The organism is Nonomuraea maheshkhaliensis (assembly GCF_039529435.1).
Classification (GTDB): Bacteria; Actinomycetota; Actinomycetes; order Streptosporangiales; family Streptosporangiaceae; genus Nonomuraea; species Nonomuraea maheshkhaliensis.
Window position 1 is genome coordinate 1 of sequence record NZ_BAAAMU010000050.1, and the last position, 22882, is coordinate 22882.

Consider the following 22882-nt stretch of genomic DNA (forward strand, 5'->3'; position numbering starts at 1 on the left):
GGCCGCGCCTTGACGGCACCTGGCCGCCTCGGATTTGCTCCGTCGCACCACCACCCTTCGGCGGAGGACCGGCGCGAGAGCGATGTTAGCGATAACACGATGGTCCGTCACGCCTTCCGACCACCACCAGCTCCGCACGGATGAGAGGACTGATCAACCTCATGTCGACGCTATCCGAGGCCCTGGCACCGCCCTTCTCGGCGGAGCCACAGGCAGGTGAGTGATGTTACGGGGTAGATCCATCTTCGCCGCTGTCACGGTCGCGGCGCTTCTCGTGACGGCCACCGGTGGTACGGCGCTGAGCAGCAGCGAAACCACGTCACGCGCGGCGAGTGCCGCCGCGGCGACGGCAGGATGCGGCAAGACCCCAACGCTCAGAAGTGGTGCGCAGTCGATTCAGAGCAGCGGCCGGACTCGTTCCTTCATCTTGAGAATTCCCGACAACTACAACAACAACAACCCCTACCGGTTGATCTTCGGCTTCCACTGGCTCAACGGCACCGCCAACGACGTCGACACGGGCGGGAGCAGCGGATTCACCTGGTCTTACTACGGGCTCAGGCAACTGGCGAACAACACCGCGATCTTCGTCGCCCCCCAGGGCCTGAACAACGGCTGGGCCAACTCCGGTGGCGAAGACCTGACCTTCGTCGACGACATGCTCAGGCTGATCGAAGCAGACCTGTGCGTCGACACCACGCAGCGGTTCGCCGGAGGCTTCAGCTACGGCGGCGGCATGAGTTACGCCCTGGCCTGCGCCCGGGCGACGGTCTTCCGCGCGGTCGCGGTCTACTCCGGCGCACAGCTCAGCGGATGCAGCGGCGGCACCCAGCCCATCGCCTACATCGGGCTCCACGGCCTCAGGGACAACGTACTCAACATCTCGCTGGGCCGGTCGCTGCGCGACACGTTCGTCAGGAACAACGGGTGCACTCCCCAAAATCCGCCCGAGCCGGCACAGGGCAGCCTGACGCACGTCGTCACCGCCTACTCGGGATGCCGATCCGGATACCCGGTCGTGTGGGCGGCGTTCGACGGGGGTCACACCCCTGGTCCAGTGGACGGGTCCACCGCTGACGACGGCGCACGTACGTGGACCAAGGCAGTGGTGTGGAACTTCTTCAGCCAGTTCCAGAGCACGAACGACACCACTCCGCCGACCTCTCCGGGCACTCCCGCCGTCTCCAACGTGACCGCCACCAGCGCCACCCTGACCTGGACGGCATCCACCGACCAGGGCGGCTCCGGCCTGGCGGGGTACAACGTCTACCGGGTAACGGGCACCACCGACCCGCTGCTCGGCCAGTCCACCACCAACTCGATCACCCTGACCGGGCTGACCGCCGACACCGAATACCAGGTCTACGTACGAGCACGCGACGGCGCGGGCAACCTGTCGGCCAACTCCGCGTTCGTCACGTTCACCACGACCTCCACCGGCGGCGACACCACGCCACCCACCGCCCCGGGCGGGCTGGCGGCCTCCGGCACCACCGCCGGCGGCACCAATCTGTCCTGGGCCGCCTCCACTGACGACGTGGGGGTCGCCGGCTATGACATCCTGCGCGCACCCGGGGCCACCGGCGGCACCTTCGCCCAGGTCGGCACCTCGGCCACGACCTCGTACAGCGACACGGGCCTGACCCCGAGCACCACCTACCGTTACCAGGTCCGCGCGCGGGACGCCGCCGGCAACCTCTCGCCGGTGTCCGACACCGTCCAGGTCACCACCAGCGGCACCACCACCGGAACCTGCTCGGCGACGCCGACCGTGCAGACCCAGTGGGGCACCGGCTATGTGATCCAGCCGCTGACCATCACCAATACCAGTACCTCGACGATCACCAATTGGACGGTCACGTTCACGCTCCCGGCCGGGCACACGCTGACCGGCTCGTGGAACGCCACCGTCACCACCAGCGGGCAGACCGTCACGGCCAAGAGCGTGAGCTTCAACGGCACGTTGGCCCCCGGAGCCACCACCAGCTTCGGCTTCCAGGCCAGCCGCCCCGGCGGCAACACGGCCCTGCCATCCGGATACACCTGCACCAGCGCGTAACCTCGCGACCGGATATCGGCCCAGCCCTCGGCGAACGTCTCGGTGGGGCTGGGCCGCACCCGTTCTTCCTCACCGCTGCTGACAGCGCTGGCGCGCTGGTGACGGGCGCGGCCGGAGAAGGCGTCCCGATCGCCGTCGAAGCCGAGGGGGACGCCTTCCCTGGCCGCGTCGCGACGTTCTGCGAACGGCTGCGCCCGCCGATACTTTCCTCCCTCCAGGTCACGGCCTTGCAGGGCTTGTCTTGTAGGCAGGCTTCGACTCCAGAGGGAGCCAGTGCGGCAGGATGACCGGTCGTGCTCCTTCGATCTCCTCCCGACCTCGCTGACCACAGCCGTCCGGGTAGGTGTCGAAGGTCCTGCGGAACTCCCCTGATGACCTGTTCTTCCGCGTCCGGTGACCTACGCCTCTCCAACCTGCCGGGTGCCGGCCTGTGGGGCGCGCGCGGTCATGTGACCTCCGGCTCTGCTCTGATGACGTCCGGCCCTGCCCCTCGCCCGCGTGACCATCTAGACAGGTGGGGACAGCGGCGGGAACCTGAGGAGGTTGCCATGTCCCCCCGGAAAGAAGTCTTCTTCGACTCCGGCGGCGTGCGCTGCGCGGCAGACCTGTACTGGCCGGACCACGCCCAGGGACCGGTGCCCTGCGTGGTCATGGGGCACGGGGCCAGCGGGACCAAGCGTCTGGCCCTGCCCGCCTACGCCGCGAAGTTCACCGCCTGCGGGATGGCCGTACTCGCCTTCGACTACCGAGGCTGGGGCGCCAGCGAAGGCCGGCCCCGTCAGGTGATCGACACCGGAGCACAGCGCGAGGACTACCGAGCCGCCATCCGGTACGCGCGTGCCCAGCCCGGCATCGACCCGGACCGCGTCGCCCTGTGGGGCACCTCCTACAGCGGCGGGCACGTGCTGGACGTCGCGGCCGACGACCCCCGGGTGGCCGCCGTGGTCAGCCAGGTCCCCTTCATCGACGCCCGGCAGCGCGGCCGGTTGCGCCGGGCGCTGACGCCGGAGAAGGTCGTCCGGCTCCTACGGTTCACCATCGCCGCCATCCGTGACACCGGGCGCGCCCGCCGCGGCCGCCCGCCGCTGCTCGTCCCGGTCGTCGCTGACCCGTGGCGGCTCGCCGTGTTCACCGACGCGGCGGCCAGAGCCGCGCTCCTGGGCTCGGGCGGCGAGGCGACCGGCTGGCGCAACGCGATCGCGCCTAGGGCGATGTTCACCCTGCCCCGCTACCGCGCCGGCACCGCGGACCGCCTCACGATGCCCGTCCTGATGTGCCTGGCCGAGCACGACACGGAAGGGTCCAGCGAGTTCGCCGATCGCCTGGCGGCCAGGATGGCCGACGCCACCGTGCTGCGTTACCCGCTCGGGCATTTCGACGTCTACCTCGCCCCGCACTTCGGGCCGATCAGCGACGCGCAGGCCCGCTTCCTCCAGCAGGCCCTGCGGCCCTCTCACCTCGCGCGATCAACGGGATCTTCAGGAGACTGACCTCCCGGCTCCGAGCCGGGGATCGAGCCAGTCGAAGAGCCGCTGGTGGAACAGCGTCGAGGCGCCCTGCTGGCAGTGCTCGCCGCCGCCGTCCTTCCCAGCGAAGACCATCAGTTCCCTCTCGCAGCGCAGGGCGTCGTGGACGCGTCGCGGCTGCCCGGGGAAGAACAGGTCGTTCTCGGCCTCGATCACCAGGGTCGGGCAGGTGATCCGGCCGGCGACGTCGTCCAGCGTGTACGCGGCGGTCATCCGGATGTACTCGGCGGCGGAGCGGGCGCCGAAGGTCCACATGCCGTTGCGCAGGCCCCAGCGGGCCAGGGTGCTGAGCGCCGCCAGCAGCTCCAGCGCGGGTTCGGCCACGTCGTCGCGGCCGTCCATCACCCACCGGTACAGGAACGGCGGCAGCGCGTCCCGGTACGGCGCGTGGAAGCTGTGGACACCGTCGTGCAGCACGAGGGCGGTCAGGCGGGGTTCGAAGGCGGCGGCGCGGGCGGCCAGGTAGCCGCCCAGGCTCGTCCCGGCCAGGACCAGGCGCGTGGGGTCGAACTGGGGGACGGCGAGGGCGTGGTCGATCACCGGGGTCACCACCTTCTCCCAGTCGGGCCGGAACACCAGGCCCCGGTCACGGCGGGCGGAGCCCTGGCCGGGCCCCTCGAAGGCGAGCACGTTGTATCCGCGCCGCAGCGCGCCGGCGACGAGGAAGAAGTACGTCTCCTCCAGGGTGGAGTCGAACCCGCCGTGGTAGATGATGGCCGGCCGGGGGCGGCCGGAGTCGTCGGTCAGGTAGAGGTAGCCCGGCAGGGCGGTGCCCTCGTACGGGATGTCCTGCGGGATGACCGGGGTGTCGAACAGCCCGGCCGCCGCCGCGAACGCCTCCTTGGACAGCCTGGCCAGGCGGGCCGACTCGGCGTCGCCGTCCGGGTCCAGCCGCCGGTAGAAGTCGGCCGCGCGGTAGTAGTTGGACGCGCGCAGGAACGCCTCCCGCGCGCTGAGGCGATGGCCGTCCGCCAGGGCTCGCCGCCCGATCCGGTGCACCCGCTCGGCCGTGGCCGTCCACGACCGGCACCACGCCTCCTCGTCGCCGTCGGGGATGTCGCGGCAGGTGGCCAGCACCTCGCCGAGTTCCGCGCCGCCGTAAGAGGCATGACCGGCGGTGCGCAGCGCCTCGTAGGAGAACGACTCGTCGTTGAACAGGAACTTCATCCTCGCACCTGCTTCCTTGAGCTCGTCGGCGGTCCGGTTCGGAAGGAGTCCGGCTGGTGAGGGTTCGCGCGCTGATCTTCGCCGTCCTGCTCGCACAAGGTGCGCAGAAGCCGCAACTCGGCCTCCAGCCGCCGGGACACCCGGCCACGCACCGCGGGAGCCAGCCACGCACTGACCGTCAGATCGAGTTCCACCCGGAGCTCGGTCCCTTCGGGCACCGGCGTCAGCGTGAAGGAGGTGTGGACGTGGGGCCGAGGGCCGTCCAGGTCGAAGTCCATCCGGTGGTCCGGGGTGTAGGCGGTGACCCGGCCGCGCAGCTCCACGCTGCCGCCCCGGCCGCCCCGGCCGCGCAGGACCTCGCGGAACTCGGTGCCCAGGACCTCCGGCCGCTGCTCGGTGATCTCGTACTCGGCCACCTCAGGTTGCCAGCGGGTGGCCAGCCGCGGGTCCTCGATCCAGGTGAAGACGTCCTGCGGCCGGCGATGAATGGTCGTCGTGCGTACGACGCGCATCGTTCCTCCTCAGGCTCTGGCAGCCGCGCCCGCCGCACTCGGGGCGGCGGCGAGCAGGTGGGTGCGCAGGAAGGCCAGTTGCAGGTCACTGATCTCCTCGAACGGGCGCCCGGTGTAGACGTCGAAGTGGCCGAGGGGATGGTGCCGGATGTCGGCGTACGGGGCCCGGGAGGCGATGGCGGCGGCGAAGCGGGGCGAGGCCTGCAGGTCGTGGTCGGCCACGATCATGAGCAGCGGCATGGCCAGGCGTTCGGCGGTGCCCCTGACGTAGGCGGGCAGTGCGAAGACGAAGCGGGGGGCGAGCCGGTTGCGCCAGCCGCACGCCTCGCCGCCGAGCGCCTCGAAGGTCGCCTCGGCGTCGGGTTCGGTGAAGACGGCCACCTGCCCGGGCGGGGCGACGACCGGCACGTACAGTGGTGGCTCGCCGCGCCGGGCTCGCCGCAGGTCGCGCAGCGCCGCGAGGGTGAATCCCAGCGTGCGCGCGGTGACCTGCCAGTTCAGCCGCTGGCGCAGGGTACGTCCGCGGTGCATACCGTCGATCATCGGTACCTGCGACACCACCGCCGCGACGGCCGGGTCGGAGGCGGCGACGGCGAGCACGTGCCCGCCACTGAGTGAGGTGCCCCAGATCGCCACCCGCTGGGGATCGATCTGGGGCAGGCCGCGGGCGCAGGCGATGGCCGCCCGGTAGTCGTCGCGTTGCGCGGCCACATCGATGACCTGCCGCGGCTCGCCGTCGCTGGCACCGAAACCGCGGTAGTCGAAAACCAGCGCCGCGATCCCGCCGCCGGCGAACTTGGCGGCGTAGGCGGGCAGGCCGAGCCGCTTGGTGCCGCTGCCGCCGTGGCCCATCACCACGCACGGCACCGGCCCCGTAGCGGCCTCGGCGGGCAGGTAGAGGTCGGCGGCGCAGTTCACGCCGCTGGAGTCGAAGGACACTTCCGAACGTTCGGACATGACAGCCCCTCCCAAGAGGCTGGAGACGAAGGCGGCCACCAGGCGGGCCACCCTCCACCGTGTCTCCTCCTCTCCCCATGACGACAGGGGCGAAGGTCCCGCACCACCTTCCGGTCGTCACTCGTTCACGTCCGTTGCCGAGGTGTCGGTCAGGGGCGGACCTCGTCCGGTGACGTGCCTCGCCACGCCTACGCCACCGCCGCGCTCCCGAGTGACCAGGACTGAAGGCAGGGAGATCAGAGGACAAGGCCCGTGGACGGTCGGCGGCAGGGCACTCAGCGTGGGGTCATGACAATGACCATCTCTCGTGGCATCCCGCGGATGCGCGGGCCCGAGCCGCCCAGAGAAGCGGGCATCCTGGTGTGGGACGTGATCCTGCATCTCTTCGGCTCGCAGTTCCGCCTGTCCAGACGCCCCATGACCTGGACGAACGACGTCGCGGGCTTCCGCGACTACCTCAACACCGACATCGCCCAAATGCTGGACGACCCGCGGCTTCGCTCGGCCGAGGTGCGCGACACCGGCCCGGACACGGCGGTCGCGCTTGGCGACGCGCTCACCCGTGGCGAGGCCGAACTGGTCGAGACGTCGCCCCGGCTCGCCGAGATCCTGCAAAGCGCCATCGGCGGAAACAGGAGGATCAAGGACGCTGTCTTCGCCGTGGTCACCTGCCTGCGTCTTGAGGACGAGCGACGCTTCGTCGCCCCGCTCAAGCTGGATCTCGGCACGGGATTCCAGAAGGCGGGGCCCACCCCCTCCTCCGCAAGGCGCTGGCGGCACTGCTCCCGCTCGAGGGCGAGATCACCGTACTCGCCGAAGCGGGAGACGGCGAGGCGGCCGTGCGGACAGCACTGCTGCACCGGCCCGACGTGCTCGTCATCGATCTGGAGGTGCCCGGTATGGACGGGCTCGGCGCCGTCGCGAAGATCCATCGGGCGCGGCCGGACCAAACAATCCTCATGCTGACCCGCCATGCCAGACCCGGGGTGCTCCACGAGGCGCTCAAGCTCGGCGTCCAGGGCTTCGTCAGCAAGTCCCCGGTTCAGATACAAGCACGCCAGGCGGAATCGAGAGCGGCTCGTCTCACGAAACAGACATCGAGGAGAGCCAGCCCGGACTCGCATATGCCTAAATGCTTCGCGAAGTGCGCGAATCGCTCGACAGGCAGGGAGCGCGGCGCCTTCAGTCAGGCACCAGCTGCGTGATGACGATCGCGAAGAGCACGCGGCTGAACGCCACGCCCCGCGTGAGGTCTGTCACCGGCGCTTCCTCTGCCGTTTCCTCGTTCTCGGCCTGTCTTCACATCGAGCTCCTCCGGATCGGCGCGCCTCGACCTGGGCGTATCAATGGAGATATCTGACCAGATACGGAACCTATGCCCTGGAATCCGAGGGAACGGGTTCACCGTCCCGCCCGGCAGGAGCAGCGCGTCGTAGCCGTCGACCGACACCTCGCCGACCAGCCGGTCCACCGTGAAGGTGCCGGCGTCTTCGAGGTCGTGGTCGCGCGCCTGGATCTCGCCGCTGGCAATGGAGACCACGACGGTGCGGGCGCCGGTCGGCGACCATCACCTTGCTCGCCCCTCTGATGGTCGCCGAGCGGGCGGCCATCAGCACGACCGGGCCCGCGGCGTAGGTGACCGTCTGGTCGCCGGGCTGCACGCCGGCCAGCAGGGCGACCCAGTCGCCCACCTGGACCTTGTCGGCCCCGGCGCCGACCTCGACCACCTGACCCAGGTTCTCGCGCCCGAACCCGCGGCCGGGCTCGAAGTCGGTCCGGCCCTCGTGCATGTGCAGGCCAGAGCCGCAGACGTTCGCGGACGTGATCCGCACCAGGACGTCGGTCGGCCGCTCGATCCGCGCGTCCGGCACCTCCCTGACCCTGACCTGCCGTGGCCCCTCGTACACCGCTGCCTTCATGACGTCTCCCCGTCGCAGATGCCCCTCCCCACGGGCGGCCCCCAGGCCGATACCCCTGGAAACCCCCTCAACCCACAGCCGGACGCCTTCAGCGGCCAGACGGGCACGCACCGTTACACGACAGAGGGTTCGCAACGATGATCTGATAGCGCGAGGGCCATGGGGACGGCGCCACCTAGGGGGCGGCACATGCGACGGCGCCCTTCCCGGCCGCGTCGCCGGCTCAACGGTCCCACAGGCGACCCCGACGGGACCAGGGTGCTCAAGCATGGACCGATACGGCTCGCATGTGTCACCTCACGTTGGGTAGTCGCTGGCGGGATTTCGCTCGGCTACCGCGAGGAGCGCCTATGGCCGTCAGTGAGCCGCATCGGCCGGAGATCGTCGTCGGACTCGTGGCGACACCGCCGGACTATCCGGCGCAGGTGGTCGCGCGGCTCGGCGCCGAGCTGGCCGATCGGCTCGCCGAGCGGGTGGACCCGCGGGTGCGGTGGACCGTCCGGGTGGGCTGGGGTGAAGTGGCTCCGCGCCGCGACGGCGGCGTCGAGGCGCTGCTCGACGATCTCGCCCGGCGACGGGCCGAGGCCCGGTGGGATGTCGCGATCTGCCTGACCGACCTGCCGCTACACACCGAGCGGGTGCCGCTGGTGGCGCAGACGTCCGCCCGGCGCCGAGTCGCGGCGGTGTCCTTGCCCGCGCTGGGGCTGCGCCAGCTTCGAGCGCTCCGCGCTGCCGTCCCGGATCTCGTGGGCCGGCTGCTCGCTGACGCTTCCGAGGAGCGGGTGCCGTCGGCCGGCCGGGCACCGGCCGACCTGGCCGGCCAGGTCGCCGCCATTCACCGGGTGGTCGGCGAGGCCGATGCCGGAGAACTGAGCTACGTCGCCTCGCGGCTGGCCGGCCGGGTGCGACTGCTGACCGGAATGATCCGGGCCAACCGCCCGGGGCGCGCCCTGCTGGGCCTGTCCAAACTCCTGGCCGGCGCCTTCGCCACGGCCGCGTTCGCGCTCACCACCAACACCATCTGGGAAATGGGTGACGCGCTCGGCGGACTCCGCCTCACCGTGGTCATGTTTCTCGGACTGACCGCGCTGGTGACCTGGCTGATCGTCGCGCACGACCTGTGGGAGAAACCGGGCCGGGAGACACCGGCTGAGCTGGCCCGGCTGTTCAACCTGGGCACAATCCTTACCCTCACCCTGGCCGCCGCGGTGTCTTATCTGGTGCTGTTCGCCGGAACGACACTTGCCGCGGCGCTGCTGATCGACACATCCGTGCTGGAACGGAACCTGCAGCGGCCGGTCGATCTCATCGACTATCTGAACCTGGCCTGGATCATCAGCTCGCTGGCCACCGTCGGCGGCACGATCGGCTCCGGGCTGGAGGATGAGGACACGGTGCGGGCCGCCGCTTACGGCTACCATCCCGAACCCGGCGGCTGGCGGGACGAGCAGGACACGTAGCTTCCGCCCTGGGCCAGGGCCCGTCCGCACCGCTCGGACGGGCACCGCACCTCGACGTACATGTCCATCGCACGATCGATGTCGCTGACCTTGCCCTCACCCTGCCCGCCGGCCGCGAGCCCAGATCAGCGGCGATGTCCCGCCATGGCCTCCAGCCGTGCGATCCGGTCGGCGATCGGTGGGTGGGTGGAGAAGAGCCTCCCGATGCCTCCGCCGCGGAACGGGTTGGCGATCATGAGGTGCGAGGCCGAGGCGAGCCGGCCGGTTTCCGGCAACGGCAGTCGCCGAGTGCCCGCATCGATCTTCCGTAGCGCACTGGCCAGCCCGATCGGGTCACGGGTCAGCCGGGCGCCGGACTCGTCAGCCTGATACTCCCGCGCCCGGGAGATGGCCATCTGGATCACCGCGGCCGCCACCGGCCCGAGGACCATCATCAGGAGGGCCCCGAGGAAGCCTGGGCCCTCGTCATCGTCTCCCCCTCCGAAGAAGCCGGCCATGTAGGCCAGGTAGGTGACCATCGTGGCCAGGGCGCCCGCCACGGAGGAGATCAGAATGTCGCGGTTGTAGACGTGCGACAGTTCGTGCCCGAGGACCGCGCGCAGCTCGCGTTCGTTCAGCAACTGGGTGATCCCGTGGGTCACGCACACCGCGGCATGACGGGGATTGCGCCCGGTGGCGAACGCGTTCGGCTGCAGGACCGGCGAGACGTACAGCCGGGGCATGGGCTGGCGCGCCTCCTCCGCCAGTTCGCGGACCATCTGATGCAGCGCGGGCCGGTCACCGGGGCCGACAGGCCGTGCATGCATCGCCGACAGCGCGATCTTGTCGGAGAAGAAGTAGGCGACGCCGTTGCTGACGAGCGCGACCAGGACGGCGATCTGGATTCCGGTGCTGCCGCCGAGCCACCACCCCACCAGGATGATCAGAGCGGACAGAGCGCCGAGCAGCACCGCGGTACGCAAACCGTTGTGACGCATGGCGTCCTCCCTTCTCGAACGCACCTACTGCCCATGGCGCCGGGGCCCATCCTCCCCGTGGAGTGGGCCAGGCCTGCCCGTGCCCGAGCAGCCACCATCCGACCGCGTGGCGAGCAGAGGCACCAGCAACACGCCGAATCTCGTCACAGCAGCAGGTCGAAGACCCGGATTGTGCGTGTCCACTCCCTGCTCGCCGGATTCTTGCGGTCAGGCTCGATGGCTCTGATCGCCCTGGCGAGCGCCACGGAGAGTCCACCCGCCACGGCCGGAAGCCGGGCCTCGGCTTCTTCGCTGAGCGACAGATCCAGCGGAGGCAGCGCCGCGAGGTCCGCCAGGATCGATGCCAGATCCAGTTCCTCGTCCAGATCCCGGAAGTCGTGCATGCTCTCCTGCAGTCCTTTGGTGATGGGCAGGTCCCAGGGCTGGATGATGTCGCGCCGGTTCGACTTCGCGCAGGCCTCGGCGACGACGAGCATGTCGTACAGCTTCCGGTTGATGAAGTCGCTGTATCGCTTGAGGTCGGACTTGTCCACGTCCAGCCCCGCAGCGGCGCGGAAGAAGTGCTCGAACCTGGAAACCGCGATCACTGACATCTGGATCACCGTCCTTGCTGTCGATGCCCTGTCATGGAGAATCTTTCGTGCAGCAGGCGTACGGCCATGGCGCCCTCCCCGACCGCGGACGCGACCCGTTTGACCGACCCGCTACGAGCGTCCCCGGCGGCGAACACGCCCGGCCGCCCGGTCTCAAGGGGAAGGGCCTCCCAGTGAGACGAGCCGCTACCCGTGGTGACGAAGCCCCGGTCGTCCAGCTCGACGGCGCCCGCCAGCCAGCCAGTGTGCGGATCCGCGCCGATGAACACGAACAGCGCGTTGGTCTCGATCTCGACGGGGTGCCCCGTCTGGTTGTTCTGGGCGCGGACGGCCCGCAGGGAGCCGTCCCCGAGCAGTTCGCGTACCTCGGTGTGGAACATGATCTCGATGCCGGGCGTCCGGTTGATCGCGTCGATGAGGTAGCGGGACATGCTCTCGCTGAGATCCCCGCCGCGGACGAGCATGCGCACTGACGAGGCGTTCCTGGACAGGTAAAGTGCCGCCTGGCCTGCGGAGTTGCCACCGCCGACGATGACCACCTGCGCCTGCCGGCACATGCGCAGCTCGAACGGCGTCGCCGCGTAGTAGACGCCGCAGCTTTCGTACTTCTCCAGGTCGGGAACGTCGAGTTTGCGGTAGCGAGCGCCGGTGGCGATGAGCACCGCGTGACCCTGCACGGCAGGCCCGTCTTCGACGAGCACGCTGTAGTGGCCATCCTCGGCCTCCAGTCCGCACGCCTCGGCCGGTACGGTCAGCCGGGCCCCGAACTTGATCGCCTGAAGAACGGCGCGTTCAGCGAGCTCGGCGCCCGAGATGCCCGACGGGAAGCCGAGGTAGTTGTCGATGCGGGAGGAGGTGCTCGCCTGGCCGCCCGCGGCGACCGCGTCGAGCACGATGGTGGCCAGGCCCTCCGAAGCCCCGTATACGCTCGCTGCCAGGCCCGCGGGGCCCGCGCCCACGATGATCAGATCGCACACGCCGTCGCCGGGCCGTGGTACGGGCAGGCCGATGGCCTTGGCCAGCATGGCCACGGTCGGGTTGCGCAGCACCTGGTCTCCGCGCCAGATCACGACCGGCGTCTCCTGCGGGGAGATGCCGAGCTGGCGCAGCAGCGCCTCCGCCTCCTCATCCTCCTCCACATCGATCCATCGGTGCGGAAGCCTGTTGCGGGCGGCGAACTCACGCAGCCGGCGGGCGTCGGGCGAGTAGCGCGAGCCGATGATGCGGAACCCGGCGTCCATGCCGATCAGCAGACTACGGCGGGTCAGGTAGGCCCGCAGGATGAGGTCCCCGAACGCCGGGTCACCGGCCACCAGCTCGCGCACCTGGTCGGCGCCGACGGCCAGGATCTCGCCTGCCTCCCGCACGACTGCGGTGAGGAACCCGGCCTGGCCGGTGAGCAGGCCCAGCTCGCCGAGGAAACGCCCGGGGCCGTGGACGGCGATCGTGCGTTCCTCCTCGCCGCGATACCCCTCCACCATGGCCACCGTGCCGCGCAGGATCACGATGAACTCGCCGATCGGCTCGCCTTCCCGGTAGAGGACCTCGCCGGGCGGCACGGGCCTGCGCTCGCCGCACTGCGACAGGTTCGCGATCCGCTGCTCATCGAGCCGGGGATAGGCGCCGCACAGGTCCGGTGTCTCGGGCAGGGTGGCCGGCGACCGCGTCATGACGGCGCCCTCAGTGTGTCCTCAACCCATTCGCGCAGTTGGGGCGCCGGGGCCGCGCCGACGCGCTGCGCCACGACGCGGCCCTCGTTGAGCATCATGAGCGCCGGGACACCCGTGATGGTGAAGCGTTGCGAGAGGGCCGGGGACCGGTCCACATCGACCTTGACGAGCTTCACGCGTCCCGCCAGCTCTTGGGCGACTTGTTCGAGCGCGGGCGTGACCATCCGGCACGGCCCGCACCATTCCGCCCAAAAGTCGACGAGGACCGGCAGATCGGCTCGTTGGGCGACTTCCGCGAAAGTGTCGTCGCCCGCCTCGGCGATCCACGGCAACGGTTGGTGACAGTTGCCGCAGCGGGGCGTTCCCGAGGCGGCGTCTGGAACCCGGTTCGGCCTCCCGCAGTTCGCGCAGCGCGCAGTGTACATGTCAGCCCTCCGGGGCGTAGAAAGTGACGTTCAGCTCGCCCTTGTCAGCGCCGACCACGATGGTCGAGCCGTCGGGGACGTCTCCCGCGAGCAGAGCCCGTCCGATTCTGGTCTCGACCTCGCGGGCGATGAACCGGCGCAGCGGCCGGGCGCCGTAGACGGGGTCGTACCCCTGATTGGCGATGAGCTTGCGGGCCTCCTCGGAGACCTCCAAGGTGAGCCGCCGGTCGGCCAGCCGCTGCCTGATGTCGGTGAACATCAGGTCGACGATCTGCTCGATCTCCGCCTCGGTCAGCGGCTTGAACAGCACGATGTCGTCGATCCTGTTGAGGAACTCGGGCCGGAAGTGCCGGCGCAGCTCTGCCATCACGCCGTCGCGGGCCTCGGGCTTGATCTCACCGTCGGAGGTGATCCCGTCGAGAAGATGCTGGGAGCCGATGTTCGAGGTCATGATGATCACGGTGTTGCGGAAGTCGACCGTGCGGCCCTGCGCGTCCGTCAGCCGGCCGTCGTCCAGGACCTGCAACAGCGTGTTGAAGACGTCCGCGTGCGCCTTCTCGATCTCGTCGAACAGCACCACCGAGTACGGCTTGCGCCGCACCGCCTCCGTGAGCTGTCCGCCCTCTTCGTAGCCGACGTAGCCGGGAGGCGCCCCGACCAGGCGGCTGACCGTGTGGCGCTCCTGGTACTCGCTCATGTCGATACGGACCATGTTGTCCTCGGTGTCGAACAAAGCCTCCGCGAGAGACCTCGCCAGCTCGGTCTTGCCGACGCCGGTCGGCCCGAGGAAGAGGAACGATCCAATGGGACGCTTGGGGTCCTTGATGCCCGAGCGGGCACGGATGATGGCGTCGGCCACGAGCCGCACGGCCTCCTCCTGGCCGACGACGCGCTCGTGCAGGATCTGGTCGAGTTTGAGCAGCTTGTCCCGCTCGGCTTCCTGCAGCCGTGCCATCGGGATGCCGGTCCAGCGGGAGACGATGTCCGCGATCTCCTCTTCGGTCACCACCTCGCGCAGCAGCCGGTGGCCGTTCTGCCGGGTACCCAGCCGTTCCTCCTCGGCGTTCAGGCGGCGCTCCAGCTCGGGCAGCCTGCCGTGGCGCAGCTCGGCGGCGCGGTTGAGGTTGTAATCACGTTCGGCCTGCTCGGCCTCCCTGCGTACGCTCTCGATCTCCTGCCGCAGGCTCTGAACCTTGCGCAGCGCCGAGCGCTCGGCCTCCCACTGTGCCCGCATCGCCTCGCCCTCGGTCCGCGTGGCGGCCAGTTCCTTGCGCAGCTCGTCCAGACGCTGCCGGCTCGCCGGGTCGTTCTCCTTGGACAGCGCGGCTTCCTCGATCTCCAGCCGCATCACCCGCCTGGTCAGCGCGTCCAGCTCGGCAGGCATGGAGTCGATCTCGGTCCGGATCATCGCGCACGCCTCGTCCACCAGGTCGATCGCCTTGTCCGGCAGGAACCGGTCGGAGATGTAGCGGTGGCTCAGCGTCACGGCGGCGACGAGCGCGCTGTCCTGGATTTTCACGCCGTGGAAGACCTCCAGGCGTTCACGCAGGCCGCGCAGGATCGAGATGGTGTCCTCGATCGTGGGCTCGTCGATCAGCACCGGCTGGAACCTGCGCTCCAGGGCGGCGTCCTTCTCGATGTGCTTGCGGTACTCGTCTACCGTGGTCGCGCCGATCATGTGCAGCTCGCCGCGGGCCAGCATGGGCTTGAGCATGTTGCCGGCGTCCATGGCGCCCTCGGTCGCCCCGGCGCCGACCACCGTGTGGAGCTCGTCCACGAACAGCAGGATCTGCCCCTCGGCCGCCTTCACCTCGTTCAGCACGGCCTTGAGGCGTTCCTCGAACTCCCCGCGGTACTTGGCGCCGGCCACGAGGGAACCCATGTCCAGGCTGAAGATCGTCTTGTCGCGCAGTCCCTCGGGGACATCGCCGCGGACGATGCGCTGGGCGAGCCCTTCGACGACGGCCGTCTTGCCGACTCCGGGATCGCCGATCAGGACCGGGTTGTTCTTGGTCTTGCGAGAGAGGATCTGGATCACCCGCCGGATCTCCGTGTCGCGGCCGATCACCGGGTCGAGCTTGTCCGCCCGGGCGTCGGCGACCAGGTCGCGCCCGTACTTCTCCAGCGCCTCGTAGGCCACCTCCGGCATGGCCGAGGTGACGCGCTGATTGCCCCGCACGGCGGTCAGCGCCTCCAGGAACCGGTCCCTGCTCAGGCCCTGACCGTGCATGAGACGTCCGGACGCGGTCGTGGATCCCTCCTCGATGAGGGCCAGCAGCAGGTGCTCGACGGAGACGTACTCGTCCTTGAGCCGGCGTGCCTCCCGGTCCGCGGCGTCGAGCAGCCGCGACAGGCGCTGGGTGACGAACACCTGGCCGGGTGCGGCGCCCGGGCCGCTGACCTTGGGCCGTCGCGACAGCTCGTCCTCCAGGTCGGCGTGCAGGCGCTCGGGATCGGCGCCGGCCTGCTCCAGCAGCCTGGGCGTCAGCCCTTCGGGCTGGTCGAGCAGGGCCAGCAGGAGGTGTTCGCCGTCGACCTCGGTGTGGCCGAAGCGCAAGGCCTTGGTCTGGGCGTCGTGCAGGGCTTCCTGTGACTTCTGCGTCATCCTGTTCGGGTCCACTCCAGCCCCCTAGCGTGGTCGTGGGAGGTCGCGCAGGGCGGCCTCCAGCTCCCCGATCCGGTCGAGGAGGTCGATCACCACGCCGATCGCGGCGTAGTTGATGGACAGTCCTTCGTGCAACCGCTGGATGCGTGCCGCCGCCGTCACCTGGGCGGGCGTGAAGCACAGCTCCCCCCTGGCGTTCTTGACCGGCTCCAGCAGGCCGAGTGTCACCAGCCGGCGCACCACCTGGGGGTGCAGGCCGGTGGCCCGCGCGTAGGCGTCCAGGTCGAGGCGGACCGTGCGGACGAGCGCGTAGCTCATGAGCGCCTCCTGGGGTCGAAGTGCGAGACGGCGGCGAGCTGTTCGAACAGGCGTCGCTCCTCGCCGGTGAGCCTGGGCGGCACCATGATCCGGGACTCGGCGTAGAAATCGCCTGCGGCTCCGCGCGGACGAGGCATGCCGCGTCCTTTCAGACGCAGGCGGCGGCCCGTGGATGTGCCCGCCGGCACCTTCACCTTCGCTTCGCCGCCCGGCGTGTCGACGGTGACCGTGGCGCCGAGGGCCGCCTCCCAGGGAGTCAGCGGCAGCGGGGCGTAGATGTCGCGGCCCTCCAGGCGGTAGCGGGGATGGTCGGCGATCCGCACGATCAGGTGGAGGTCGCCTGGCTGGGCTCCCTCGCTGCCGTGCCCGCCCTGGCCGGCGAGCCTGATCCGCTGCCCGTTCGTGACCCCGGGCGGGATGGTGACATCCAGCCGCTTGCCTCCGGGAAGCGTGATGCTGCGGCGCCCGCCGTGATACGCCTCCTCCACGGTCAGCGTCAGCTCCGCCTCCTGGTCGGCGCCGGGCACCGGCCCCCACTGCCGCCTGCCCCGGCCACCGAACATACCGCCGAGGAGGTCTTCCAGGTCGATGCCCTCGTCCGCGCCGAAGCCCTCGGCGCCGGTCGAGCGCCATCGGCCACCCCCGGCCCCCGCTCCGGCCCGCGCACCCGCTCGGCTGCGTGCGCGGGCCCAGTCCGCGGGATCGACGTCGGGCGGCACCTGGCGGAAATCGTGTCCGAACGCGTCGTAGCGGCGACGAGTCTCGGGATCGGAGAGCACGCTGTAGGCCTCTGAGGTCTCCTTGAACCTGTCCTCGGCACCGGGATCCTTGTTGACGTCGGGATGGTAGGCGCGCACGAGCTTGCGGTAGGCCCGCTGGATCTCGTCGGCGTCGGCATTCCGGTCGACGCCGAGCACCTCGTAGAAGTCCCGGCGTTCGGCCATCACTCCTCCTTCTTCGCGACGGCCACGATCGCCGGCCTGAGCTGCCGCTCGTCGTCGCCGTAGCCGGGCCTGAGCACCTCCACCACGGTGCCCGGATCGGCGTCCGCTCGTTCGACTGTCGTCACCGCCTCATGGCGGGCGGGGTCGAAGGGCACACCGGTTTCGTCGTGACGGGGGTAGCCGAGCTTGTTGAGCAGGGTGACCGCCTGGTCCCGTACCGCTCGAACCCCTTCAAGGACGGCGTCCGCGCCGCCGTCGTCACGGACCGCATGGTTCAGCGCGAGCTCCAGGTTGTCCAGAACGGGCAGCCACTCGGCCGTCACCTTGGACCGCTCTTCAGCCCTGATCCGCTCGGCGTCGCGTGCGATGCGCTTGCGCAGGTTGTCCAGCTCCGCGACCGCCCGCAGCCAGCGGTCCTCCAGCTCCGCCAGCTTCGCCTCGGTATCCGCGGGCGCGGCTGCCTCCGCGGGCGTCTGCTCGCCCCGCGGGGTGGCCATGCCGGCCTGGTCCTGGGTCTCGGATCTGTCCTCGTTCATGTCACTCGGGCTCCGAGGTCGTGAATTCGGCGTCGATCACGTCCTCGTCACTGGCCGGGGCTTGTTCCGTCCTGCCCTGCGGCGGCACGCTCGGCCCGCCGCCCGCGGCGGCCCCGAGTCCGTGATAGAGCTGTTGCAGCTCTCCGCTGAGCACGCGCAGCCGGTCCACCGGCGCCTCTTCCTTGATCGCCTGCCTGGCGTCTTGGACGAGCTGCTCCCCCCGCGCCTTCTCGTGCACGGGCACCGCGTCACCCAGCTCCTGTAGCCGGCGCTCCACCTGATAGGCGACCGAGTCCAGCTCGTTGCGCGCGTCGATGGTCTCCCGGAGCCGGAGGTCATCAGTACGGTGCTGCTCGGCGTCGGCGACCATCCGCTCGATCTCCTGCTTGTCCAGGTTGGAGCTTTCACTGATGGTGATCCGCTGCTCGGCACCGGTGTCCTTGTCCCGGGCGGAGACGTTGAGTATGCCGTTGGCGTCGATGTCGAAGGTGACCTCGATCTGCGGCACTCCCCGTGGCGCGGGCCGGATGTTCTCCAGCCGGAAGCGCCCGAGTACCCGGTTGTCGGCGGCGCGCTCCCGTTCCCCCTGCAGGATGACGATGTCGACGGCGTTCTGATTATCCTCGGCCGTGCTGAAGACCTCGGTCCGTCGCGCCGGGATCGTCGTGTTGCGCTCGATGACCTTGGTCATGAGCCCGCCGAGGGTCTCGACGCCGAGTGACAGAGGCGTGACGTCGAGCAGGACGACGTCCTGCACCTCGCCCTTGATGATCCCGGCCTGGACCGCCGCGCCGATGGCGACGACCTCGTCCGGGTTCACCGTCATGTTGGGCTCCTTGCCGTCAGTCAGTCGGCGCACGAGATTCTGCACGGCAGGCATCCGGGTCGACCCGCCGACCAGAATCACCTCGTCGATGTCCGCGGGCCTGAGCTTGGCGTCCTCCATCGCCTGCTTGACGGGAGTGACGCACCGCTCGACCAGGTCGGCCGTGATCTGCTCGAAGGTGGACCGCATGAGCGTGGTGTTGAGATGCTTCGGTCCCGAGGCGTCCGCCGTGACGAACGGCAGGCTGATCGTGGTCTGGGTCACCTCGGACAGCTCGACCTTGGCCTTCTCGGCCGCCTCGAACAGGCGTTGCAGAGCCTGAGGGTCGTTGCGCAGGTCGATGCCCTGGTCCCGGTGGAACTCGTCGGCCAGGTGGTCGACGATCCGGCGGTCGAAGTCGTCGCCGCCGAGATGCCCGTCCCCGGAGGTGGCGCGGACCTCGACCACTCCTTCACCGATGTCCAGGATGCTCACGTCGAAGGTGCCGCCGCCCAGGTCGAAGACCAGCACGGTCTCGTTGGACTTCTTGTCCAGCCCGTACGCGAGCGCCGCTGCCGTCGGCTCGTTGATGATCCGCAGGACCTCGAGCCCCGCGATGCGTCCCGCGTCCTTGGTCGCCTGGCGCTGGGCGTCGTTGAAGTATGCCGGAACGGTGATAACCGCTTCGGTCACCTTCTCACCGAGGTACTTCGCCGCGTCTGCGGCGAGCTTCCTCAGGACGAGGGCCGAGACCTCCTCCGGCGCGTACTGCCGGTCGCCCACCTGGAAGCGGACGGCTCCCTCCGGGCCCTCGACGACGTCGAAGGACACCGCGTGGGTTTCGCTCGCGACCTCGTCATAGCGACGGCCGATGAATCGTTTGGCGGAGTAGATCGTTCCTTTCGGGTTGAGTATGGCCTGGCGGCGGGCCAGTTGGCCCACCAACCGTTCGCCCTGGTCAGTGAACGCGACCACGGACGGAGTCGTCCGCGAGCCTTCCGCGTTGGGCAGCACAGTGGGATGGCCGTCCTCTGTGGCGGCGATCACCGAGTTCGTCGTGCCGAGATCGATGCCAACTGCTTTCGCCATTTCTCGCTTCCCCCTTGTGCTCCCGTTCGGGCTCTATTCGGTCATTCCTCGCAGCAGTTCACGAGCTCTGGTCGCGTGCTCCGACTCGACGAGGACCTCATATCTGTCAGCGACGAGGGCGCTCTCGGAGACGAAGTCCCGCTTACCGCCCAGCGTCATGTGTGAGATCAGGCCGAAGATCGCTCCCGCGACCGCACCCCACAGCAGCCCCCACAACACCAGGGGAAACACTGCTGCGACCGTAGTCGTGAAGATCGCCAGGAACAGGCCGATGAGCAGTCCGAACCAGGCTCCGCCCGCCGCACCCCAGGCGGCGGCTCGCAGATTGGTCATGCGTGCGACGACCTGCTCCACTGAACGCAGGCCCACGCCGACGATCAGCGTTCCGCGCACGGGGAATCCGTGGTCGGACAGGTAGTCGACGATCTTCTGCGCCTCCTTGTAGCTGTGCGAGCTTGCGATCGGTTCCAGGTTGGTTGCGATGGGATCCGATGGCGCGAGGGACACGGCCCCTCCTCTCCCGCCTCAGGCGAAAATCTGAATGACCACGCTTTCCACTGTCACCCAGGCTTCTCGCGGCCACATCCCCCAGGTATGTAGTCATTCGCCGTAACCCCGCGCCAGCGGGGGATCAGCAGCGCCCTGCGCCCGGGCGGCTGACCGGGACGGGCCCCGACCGCTCCGCCGCCAGCCGCGCGAGCTCGACCCGGGATCTGATGCTCAGCTTGCGGAAGACGTGCCTCAGATGGAACGCGACCGTGTGCACGCTGATGGACATCTGTTCGGCGATCTGCCGGTTGGTCCATCCGTCCGCCGCCAGCAACGAGATGCCGTGCTCGGTTTCGGTCAGGCTCTCCCATCCGGAGACCGGGCGCTCGGCGTAGCTCCAGTGCCGATGGCGTACTCCCACGCCGCGCAATCTCTGCCGGATACGCGCGGAGTCCCGCACGGAACCGATGTCGTGATACAGGCACAGGGCGCGGTCCAGGCTCTGAGCCGCCGCCACGCGCTGCCCGGCGGCGGCGAGCATCGTGCCGAGGTCCTCCTCGGTAGAGGCCCGCGCCCACACGTCCTCGGCCGACCCGGCGGCCAGGGCCAGCGCGTCGCGATCCCCGTCGAGCAGGCCCCGGGCATGCGCCGCGGCGGCGGCCAGCGTGGGAAACGCATGGTTGGCCCGGCCGAGGGCCTCTGCGGCGGCGACCACGGACCCGGCCATCGCCCGCTCGTCCGCGGCCAGGGCGACACGGACCATCCAGGGGCCCGCCGCGGCCTCCATGCCGAGCGGCAGCGGATGGGGCAGCCCCGCGAGCAGGGTCATCGCGCTGCGCGGCCCATCTCGTGCCTCCGCGACCTGTGCGCACAGCAGAGCGTGCCGAAAGCGTGCCTCGGCCGTTCCCCCAGGCCGCTCCGCGAGGTGATGAACCGCCTCCTGCAGCTCGCCGCGCCGCAGCGCGACAGCGGCCAGCACTGCGCCGGCCGCCGCAGCCGACAACGGCGTGTGGAGCGCGCCGGCCAGGTCCAGGGCCCTCCTCGCCTCGGTGACCGCGCCGTCGAAACGTCCCGCGAGCAGCTCCAGCCGGGCTGCCAGCGCCGAGGCGTCCGCCGCCCAGGCCATCTGACCGTGACCGAACATGTCCTTGCGCGCCTGGCGCAGCAGAGCCTGCGCCTCGTCCAGCCGGTGGACGTCGACGAGCACGGCGGCGGCCGTCAGACAGGCTTCGAAGCGGCGTTCCTTCGTCGCGTCGGCGCCGGCCAGCCGTCCGGCACTTTCCGCCAGAGCCAGCGCGCTGGAGAGCCGGCCCTCGCGACGCTCGGCGATGGCCAGGGCGACCAGCGCGGCGGTCCTGGCCGCGGGACCGTATCGGTCCTCCCCGTCGATGACCTCCTGCGCGAACGACCGCGAGCAGCCGGCGCCCCGCAGACGCGCCGTGGCGTACAGATGCACGAGGGTCGCCCGGTCGCGTACATGGCGGGGTAGGCCCGGCACCGCCAGCACAGTCTCGGCCTCGTAGATCGCCTCGTTACCCCGGCCCGTCAAGTACATGGTGTCCGCGAGCAGGCAGCGCAGCTCGGCCGAGCCGTACACGGACCCGTGCTCGGCGAGGCGGTCCCGGGCCATCTGCTCGGCCTCGTCCAACCGGCCGCTGGCGACCGCCGCCTCTATCTCGGTGGAGGCTGGACCGGTGAGCAGCCGGGCCGGCCCTACCCGCTCGGCGCCCATGAGAACACCGGATTGGTCGAGCAGGGTCCGTCGCACCGATGGGGGGATGCCCGCGGCGACGATGTCCCCGACCAGATCATGACGAAAGGTCAGGCCGTGCTCGGTCACGAGCAGGATGCCCGCGGCCGTCGCCTCCTCCGTGACCGTGAGCAGTGCCGCCGGTGTGGTGTCGAGCAGCGACGCGGCATGCTCCAGAGACGACGAGCGACGGAGCACGGCGATCATCTCCACCAGGCTCCTGGCCTCCGCGCTCAGGGTGTCCATCCAGCTTCGCACCACCATCCGCAGCCGGTCAGGCATGCGGGCCCCCGCCACTTCCCCGTCGGAGAGCAGCCCTTCCTCGCGCAGCCCCGCGAACAGCTCGGTGATCAGCAGCGGATTCCCCCCTGCCGAGGCCGCCAGCGCCCGCGTCGCCGGATTGGGGAACCCTCCGACCGCGTCCGCCGTCAGTGCCGCGACCGCCTCTGACGACAGCGGTGCGAGCGTCACCCTGTCGGTGCCCGCCCGCTCCAGGATGTCGAACAGCGCCACGGCCTGGCACGCGTCCGGCGAGGTCGAGCGGGACATCAGCCAGCCGATGGGCAGGTTGGCGAGCATGTCGTGCAGGGTGTGCAGCATCCTCAGCGTCGCCGGGTCCGCCCGTTGCAGATCGTCGAACACGGCCAGCACCGGCCCCGTGGCCAGCCGCTCAAAACCCGCCCGCAGCCGCTCCAGGACCAGCGAGCCGGAGCGGGCCGAACCGTCATCGCCACCCGGCTCGGACCGCAGGTCGAGGGCAGCCAGCAACATGCCGCACGGAACGAGTTCGCCCAGCTCCTCCACCCTGCCGTGCACGACTCCGATCCCGCGTTCGGACGCCTCGGCGACGGCTTCGGACAGCAGCCGGCTCTTCCCCGACCCCGGCTCTCCATCCACCAGCAGCGTCCCGCTCCCACCTCGCCGCAACCTCTGCAGCAGGCTTTCTACGTGACGCCATTCCCGATCACGTCCCCGCATTACTCCTCCCACGGAGCGCCTGCCACGACAGGAACCGGGGAATCCCATGCCCAACAAGATCTTTCGTTCCTGGCGGGACGACTACCCGGCTGGGGGATGTGAC

Annotated in this window: 18 protein-coding genes and 1 pseudogene; 4 read left to right on the top strand and 15 right to left on the bottom strand. The window is 70.0% G+C overall.

Translation table 11 applies throughout. The features are described 5' to 3' along the window. Positions 1-427 precede the first annotated feature (427 nt). On the top strand, positions 428-2059 hold the full coding sequence (locus tag ABFX54_RS29400; protein WP_346109804.1) for a cellulose binding domain-containing protein: 1632 nt from the start codon (positions 428-430) through the stop codon (positions 2057-2059). 548 nt (positions 2060-2607) lie between these two features. Continuing rightward, complete coding sequence (locus ABFX54_RS29405) at positions 2608-3549, top strand: alpha/beta hydrolase (protein ID WP_346109805.1); 942 nt, start codon at positions 2608-2610, stop codon at positions 3547-3549. Here ABFX54_RS29405 and ABFX54_RS29410 read toward each other — a convergent pair. The 3 genes from ABFX54_RS29410 to ABFX54_RS29420 are packed head-to-tail and all read right to left on the bottom strand — an operon-like array spanning position 3538 to position 6221. Beyond that, the gene (locus tag ABFX54_RS29410) at positions 3538-4752 is read right to left on the bottom strand and encodes an alpha/beta hydrolase family protein (RefSeq protein ID WP_346109806.1); all 1215 of its coding nucleotides are present in this window, start codon (positions 4750-4752) and stop codon (positions 3538-3540) included. The genes ABFX54_RS29405 and ABFX54_RS29410 overlap by 12 nt on opposite strands. Next, positions 4749-5264, bottom strand: a complete 516-nt coding sequence (locus ABFX54_RS29415) for an SRPBCC family protein (protein ID WP_346109807.1) — start codon at positions 5262-5264, stop codon at positions 4749-4751. Before ABFX54_RS29415 ends, ABFX54_RS29410 begins: the two co-directional genes overlap by 4 nt. Positions 5265-5273: 9 nt before the next feature. After that, positions 5274-6221 (bottom strand): alpha/beta hydrolase, encoded by a 948-nt coding sequence (locus tag ABFX54_RS29420; RefSeq protein ID WP_346109808.1) that lies wholly within the window; start codon positions 6219-6221, stop codon positions 5274-5276. Positions 6222-6952: 731 nt separating this feature from the next. On the opposite strand from ABFX54_RS29420, the pseudogene ABFX54_RS29425 reads away from it, so the two are divergent. Then, positions 6953-7258 (top strand): annotated as a pseudogene (locus ABFX54_RS29425) (response regulator); the annotation flags it as partial. Between the two features lie 336 nt (positions 7259-7594). Here the strand turns inward: ABFX54_RS29425 and ABFX54_RS29430 are convergent. Further along, positions 7595-8140, bottom strand: coding sequence for an alcohol dehydrogenase catalytic domain-containing protein (locus tag ABFX54_RS29430; RefSeq protein ID WP_346109809.1), 546 nt, complete (start codon positions 8138-8140; stop codon positions 7595-7597). A gap of 350 nt (positions 8141-8490) precedes the next feature. On the opposite strand from ABFX54_RS29430, the gene ABFX54_RS29435 reads away from it, so the two are divergent. Further along, positions 8491-9600, top strand: a complete 1110-nt coding sequence (locus ABFX54_RS29435; RefSeq protein ID WP_346109810.1) for a hypothetical protein — start codon at positions 8491-8493, stop codon at positions 9598-9600. 125 nt (positions 9601-9725) lie between these two features. Here the strand turns inward: ABFX54_RS29435 and htpX are convergent, their stop codons facing one another. The 11 genes from htpX to ABFX54_RS29490 all read right to left on the bottom strand — a co-directional run bounded on the left by htpX (position 9726) and on the right by ABFX54_RS29490 (position 22827). Continuing rightward, the gene (htpX, locus tag ABFX54_RS29440; RefSeq protein WP_346109811.1) at positions 9726-10577 is read right to left on the bottom strand and encodes a zinc metalloprotease HtpX; all 852 of its coding nucleotides are present in this window, start codon (positions 10575-10577) and stop codon (positions 9726-9728) included. A 143-nt stretch (positions 10578-10720) separates the two neighbouring features. Beyond that, complete coding sequence (locus ABFX54_RS29445) at positions 10721-11170, bottom strand: DUF1931 family protein (protein WP_346109812.1); 450 nt, start codon at positions 11168-11170, stop codon at positions 10721-10723. Positions 11171-11175: 5 nt separating this feature from the next. Continuing rightward, entirely contained in the window at positions 11176-12840 is a 1665-nt protein-coding gene (locus ABFX54_RS29450; protein WP_346109813.1) for an FAD-dependent oxidoreductase, read from the bottom strand. After that, on the bottom strand, positions 12837-13172 hold the full coding sequence (gene trxA, locus ABFX54_RS29455; protein ID WP_346109814.1) for a thioredoxin: 336 nt from the start codon (positions 13170-13172) through the stop codon (positions 12837-12839). Before trxA ends, ABFX54_RS29450 begins: the two co-directional genes overlap by 4 nt. A 94-nt stretch (positions 13173-13266) precedes the next feature. Next, the gene (gene clpB / locus ABFX54_RS29460) at positions 13267-15870 is read right to left on the bottom strand and encodes an ATP-dependent chaperone ClpB (RefSeq protein WP_346109815.1); all 2604 of its coding nucleotides are present in this window, start codon (positions 15868-15870) and stop codon (positions 13267-13269) included. 24 nt (positions 15871-15894) lie between these two features. Next, positions 15895-16188: a chaperone modulator CbpM gene (locus ABFX54_RS29465; protein WP_346109816.1), complete on the bottom strand. Its 294-nt coding sequence runs from the start codon at positions 16186-16188 to the stop codon at positions 15895-15897. After that, on the bottom strand, positions 16185-17132 hold the full coding sequence (locus ABFX54_RS29470) for a DnaJ C-terminal domain-containing protein (protein ID WP_346109817.1): 948 nt from the start codon (positions 17130-17132) through the stop codon (positions 16185-16187). Before ABFX54_RS29470 ends, ABFX54_RS29465 begins: the two co-directional genes overlap by 4 nt. Continuing rightward, entirely contained in the window at positions 17132-17668 is a 537-nt protein-coding gene (locus tag ABFX54_RS29475) for a nucleotide exchange factor GrpE (protein ID WP_346109818.1), read from the bottom strand. The genes ABFX54_RS29470 and ABFX54_RS29475 overlap by 1 nt, the downstream gene beginning before the upstream one ends. A gap of 1 nt (position 17669) precedes the next feature. Further along, on the bottom strand, positions 17670-19562 hold the full coding sequence (gene dnaK / locus ABFX54_RS29480) for a molecular chaperone DnaK (RefSeq protein ID WP_346109819.1): 1893 nt from the start codon (positions 19560-19562) through the stop codon (positions 17670-17672). A 33-nt stretch (positions 19563-19595) separates the two neighbouring features. Then, complete coding sequence (locus ABFX54_RS29485; RefSeq protein WP_346109820.1) at positions 19596-20069, bottom strand: general stress protein; 474 nt, start codon at positions 20067-20069, stop codon at positions 19596-19598. Positions 20070-20193: 124 nt separating this feature from the next. Continuing rightward, positions 20194-22827 (bottom strand): AAA family ATPase, encoded by a 2634-nt coding sequence (locus ABFX54_RS29490; protein WP_346109821.1) that lies wholly within the window; start codon positions 22825-22827, stop codon positions 20194-20196. Positions 22828-22882 lie beyond the last annotated feature (55 nt).